The 2,654-nt window shown below is 67.1% G+C and carries 3 protein-coding genes and 1 pseudogene; 1 reads left to right on the forward strand and 3 read right to left on the reverse strand.

The features are described 5' to 3' along the window. Window positions 1–657 (forward strand): ABC transporter permease (locus JF597_RS52945; RefSeq protein WP_294014117.1); only part of this gene is annotated, 657 nt, incomplete at its 5' end. A 92-nt stretch (window positions 658–749) separates the two neighbouring features. On the opposite strand, the gene JF597_RS52950 is transcribed toward JF597_RS52945, so the two are convergent. The 3 genes and pseudogenes from JF597_RS52950 to JF597_RS52960 all read right to left on the reverse strand — a co-directional run. Beyond that, window positions 750–1,433, reverse strand: a complete 684-nt coding sequence (locus tag JF597_RS52950; protein ID WP_294014119.1) for a response regulator — start codon at window positions 1,431–1,433, stop codon at window positions 750–752. Between the two features lie 132 nt (window positions 1,434–1,565). Continuing rightward, the gene (locus JF597_RS52955) at window positions 1,566–2,234 is read right to left on the reverse strand and encodes a potassium-transporting ATPase subunit C (protein WP_294014121.1); all 669 of its coding nucleotides are present in this window, start codon (window positions 2,232–2,234) and stop codon (window positions 1,566–1,568) included. 24 nt (window positions 2,235–2,258) lie between these two features. After that, window positions 2,259–2,654: pseudogene (locus tag JF597_RS52960) on the reverse strand (potassium-transporting ATPase subunit B); the annotation flags it as partial.

Genomic DNA, 2,654 nt, shown 5'->3' on the forward strand with positions numbered 1-2,654 from the left:
GTCTTCGGTGACGTGATGAGCGCGGGCATCGGCGGTGGCGGCGCCGATCGCTCGGAGTACATCGCGTATCTCGTCCCGGGCATCCTGCTGATGACCATCGGCGGCACCCTGGTCGGCACCGCGGTGTCCGTCTCCATGGACATGAACGAGGGCGTCATCGCCCGTTTCCGCACCATGGCGATCCATCGCGGCTCCGTGCTCATCGGACACGTCATCGGCAGCGTGCTGCAGTCGGTCATCAGCGTGGTCCTCGTCGGCGCCGTCGGCGTGGCCATCGGCTTCCGCTCCACGGACGCCACGGCCCTGGAGTGGCTGGCGGCGTTCGGCCTGCTCACGCTGTTCGCCCTGGCGTTCACATGGATCGCGGTCGGGATGGGCATGGTCAGCCCCAACGCCGAGGCAGCCAGCAACAACGCGCTGCCGCTGGTCTTCCTGCCGCTCATCTCCAGCGCCTTCGTGCCGGTCGACGCGATGCCGGGCTGGTTCCAGCCGATCGCCGAGTACCAGCCGTTCACTCCCGCCATCGAGACCCTGCGCGGGCTGCTGCTCGGCACTGAGATCGGCGACAACTGGTGGATCACCATCGTCTGGTGCCTGGGCCTCGCGGCGCTCGGCTACCGCTGGTCGAAGGCGGTGTTCGACCGCGACCCGAAGTGACCACGCGAACTGCCTTCGACAGCTCGTCCCGCCAGTCCTCACGCGCGCCATGCTGTCCGAGGCGCACCGCCGGAGCTCGCCGCGGGCCATGTTCACCCTTCGAAGCGGTAGCCCATGCCGGGCTCGGTGATGAGATAGCGGGGGTGGGAAGGGTCCGTCTCCAGTTTGCGCCGCAGCTGGGCCATGTAGACGCGCAGGTAGTTGGTCTTGTTGCTCTGGGAGACGCCCCAGACCTCCTGGAGCAGGTGTTTCTGTGTGATCAGGCGCCCTGGGCTGGTGACCAGGATCTCCAGCAGGTGCCACTCGGTGGGCGTGAGGCGTACGTCGCGATCGCCCCGTACGGCCTTCTTGGCGAGCAGGTCGATGGTGAAATCAGCCGTCGCCACCAGGGTCGCCCCCGGCGCGAGCGGCAGGTCCTCGGTGCGGCGGACGGCGGCCCGCAGCCGGGCGAGCAGTTCGTTCATGCTGAACGGCTTGGTGACGTAGTCGTCGGCGCCGGCGTCCAGCGCGGCGACCTTCTCCTCGGACGCCTGCCGCGCGGACAGGACGAGGATCGGCACCCTGGTCCAGCCCCGCAGTCCCTTGATGACGTCGACCCCGTCCATGTCGGGCAGCCCGAGATCGAGCAGCACCACGTCGGGCTGACGGGCGGCTGCGAGCCGGAGCGCGGTGGTGCCGTCGGGGGCCACGTCGACCCCGTACCGGCGTGCCTGGAGATTGATGACGAGGGCTCGTACGAGCTGTGGGTCGTCCTCCACCACCAGCACCCGTGTCATGGGCGTGCGCCTTCCTGTCGTACGTCGGACCATGAGCAGCGGAGGCCGTGCGGTCGGCCTTATGGCGGCGGGAGTCGGCGGAACCCGGTTCTCCCCGGACCCGCCAACTCCCCTGTGGATCGCGTAACTCCATCAGCTCTTCGAAACGAGTTCCTTGAGCGCGATGTTGAGTTCGAGGACGTTCACCCGGGGCTCGCCGATGAAGCCGAGGGTGCGGCGCTCGGTGTGGTCGTCGACCAACTCCCGCACCTGGGCCACGGAGAGGCCGTTCTTCTCCGCGATCCGGTGGACCTGGATGTCCGCGTACTGCGGGGAGATGTCCGGGTCGAGGCCGGACCCGGAGGAGGTCACCGCGTCGGCGGGTACGTCGGAGGGCCTGACCGTGTAGCCGTTCACCGAGTTGTCCTTGACAACTGCGGCCTTGGCGGCGGTCACCCAGTCGATCAGCTCCTTGTTGTCGGCGGACCGGTTGGTGGCGCCGGAGAGGATCAGCTTGTACTGGGTGTTGACGCTGTTGCTGCCGAGGCCGTTCTGCGGACGGCCCTGGAACCATTTCAGGTCGGGTTCCGGGGTCTCCTGGCCCTTCTTCAGCGGCAGGTTGTACGCCTGGCCGATGAGGGACGAGCCGACGACCTTGCCGTCCGCCTTGATCTCGCTGCCGTTGGCCCGGTCGCTGAACAGTCCCTGGGCGATACCGGTCACCACCAGCGGGTAGATGACGCCGGTCACCAGGGTCAGCACGAGGAGGGCACGCAGGCCCGCCCAGAGCAACCGGGCAGTGTTGGATACCGAGTTGTTCATGGGGATCAGCACGCTTTCAAGGAATTACAGCCCGGGGATCAGGGAGATGAGCAGGTCGATGAGCTTGATGCCGACGAAGGGGGCGACCAGGCCGCCGATACCGTAGATCGTGAGGTTGCGGCGGAGCATTTTGTCCGCGCTGACGGGCCGGTACTGCACACCCTTCAGAGACAGCGGGACCAGCGCGATGATGATCAGCGCGTTGAAGACTACCGCGGACAGGATCGCGGAGTCCGGCGAGGCCAGGCCCATGATGTTGAGCTTGTCCAGGCCCGGGTAGACCGCCGCGAACAGCGCCGGGATGATCGCGAAGTACTTCGCCACGTCATTGGCGATGGAGAACGTGGTCAACGCGCCCCGGGTGATGAGGAGTTGCTTGCCGATCTCGACGATCTCGATGAGCTTGGTCGGGTTGGAGTC

It is taken from the genome of Streptomyces sp. (genome assembly GCF_019510245.1).
Taxonomy (GTDB): Bacteria; Actinomycetota; Actinomycetes; order Streptomycetales; family Streptomycetaceae; genus Streptomyces.

Bases quoted from the DNA above. Each gene is read 5' to 3' on its own strand.
- JF597_RS52955 (WP_294014121.1), bottom strand. From the start codon at position 2,234: ATGAACAACTCGGTATCCAACACTGCCCGGTTGCTCTGGGCGGGCCTG.
- JF597_RS52950 (WP_294014119.1), bottom strand. From the start codon at position 1,433: ATGACACGGGTGCTGGTGGTGGAGGACGACCCACAGCTCGTACGAGCC.